Source organism: Candidatus Protofrankia californiensis (assembly GCF_900634765.1).
Lineage (GTDB): Bacteria > Actinomycetota > Actinomycetes > Frankiales > Frankiaceae > Protofrankia > Protofrankia californiensis.
Map to the genome: position 1 here is coordinate 1,045 of NZ_CAAAFT010000030.1, position 1,521 is coordinate 2,565.

At 70.9% G+C, this 1,521-nt stretch carries 1 protein-coding gene; it reads left to right on the top strand.

What is annotated here, in order from left to right; translation table 11 throughout:
- The coding region (gene purF / locus DD1DGNOD_RS01325) for an amidophosphoribosyltransferase (protein WP_241255390.1) at window positions 1–1,311 on the top strand (1,311 nt) is incomplete at its 5' end.
- Window positions 1,312–1,521 lie beyond the last annotated feature (210 nt).

The following is a 1,521-nucleotide window of genomic DNA, read 5'->3' on the forward strand; positions in this document are numbered from 1 at the left end:
GTCTTCGACGAGGTGACGCTTGCCAGCCTGTCCGGTCATGTGGCCGTCGGGCACACCCGCTATTCGACGACCGGATCGTCGACCTGGGAGAACGCCCAGCCGTCCTATCGATCATCGTGGGGCGGGAACGCCGTCGCGCTCGGCCACAACGGCAACCTGACCAACACCGTCAAGCTTGCCGCCGATCTCGTCGACACCGGCGAAGGCCGGATCCGGGCGACGACCGACTCCGATCTGATCACGGCCATGCTGGCCGCCCATCCGGGTCCGACGCTGGAGGACGCGGCCATGGCCGTGCTGCCCCGGTTGGCCGGCGCGTTCTCGCTGGCCTTCTGCGACACCTCGACCCTGTATGCCGCCCGTGACACGCACGGGGTGCACCCGCTGGTCCTGGGCCGGCTCGGCGGGGACGGCCCGGACTCCGGCTGGGTCGTGGCGAGTGAGACCGCTGCCCTTGACATCGTCGGCGCCGGGTTCGTCCGCGAGGTCGAACCCGGGGAGCTGATCGTCATCGATGCCGGGGGACCGCGCTCGCGCAGATACGCGCCCGCGACGCCGCACGGATGCCTGTTCGAGTACGTCTACCTGGCCCGGCCGGACACGACGATCGCGGGCCGTTCCGTGCACGCGACCCGCGTGGAGGTCGGCCGCACCCTCGCCCGCGAGGCCCCGGCGGACGCCGATCTCGTCATCGGGGTACCGCAGTCCGGCGTGCCGGCGGCGGTCGGCTTCGCCGAGGCCAGCCGGATTCCCTACGGCGAGGGGCTGGTGAAGAACTCCTACGTGGGACGGACCTTCATCCAGCCGTCGCAGACCATCCGCCAGCGCGGCATACGCCTGAAGCTCAACCCGTTGCGCGACGTGATCGACGGCCGCCGGCTCGTCGTCGTCGACGACTCGATCGTGCGTGGCAACACCCAGCGGGCCCTGGTACGGATGCTGCGCGAGGCCGGTGCCGTCGAGGTGCACGTGCGGATCTCCTCGCCGCCGGTGCGCTGGCCGTGCTTCTACGGCATCGACTTCGCCACCCGCGCGGAACTGATCGCGAGCAGCGCCAGCATCGAGGAGATCCGTGAGTCACTGGGCGCGGACTCCCTCGCCTACGTCTCGCTGGACGGCCTGGTCGCGGCCTCCCGCCAACCGGCTGAAACGCTGTGCCGGGCCTGTTTCGACGGGGTTTACCCGGTGCCGCTCCCACACGCCGATCATCTCGGTAAGTACCTGCTGGAGGACGTCGTGGACGAGATCACGGTCGGGATGAACGGCGCCGACCCGTCCCCGGACGTGGACTCCGTGGTGCGACCAAGGTGAGCGTGCCGCCACCCGGTTCGCGGGGTTCGCAGGGTGCGGCGAGCCCGCACGGACCAGGGCTTCCCCCCGGAGGGCCCGCGCGGTCCTCACGGTCCTTGCAGCCCTCACGGCCCTCGCGGTCGGTGAGCGTGTCCTACCGGGATGCCGGTGTTGACATCGACGCCGGTGACCGCGCCGTCGCGCTCATGCGCGAGCATGTCGCCCGGGCCA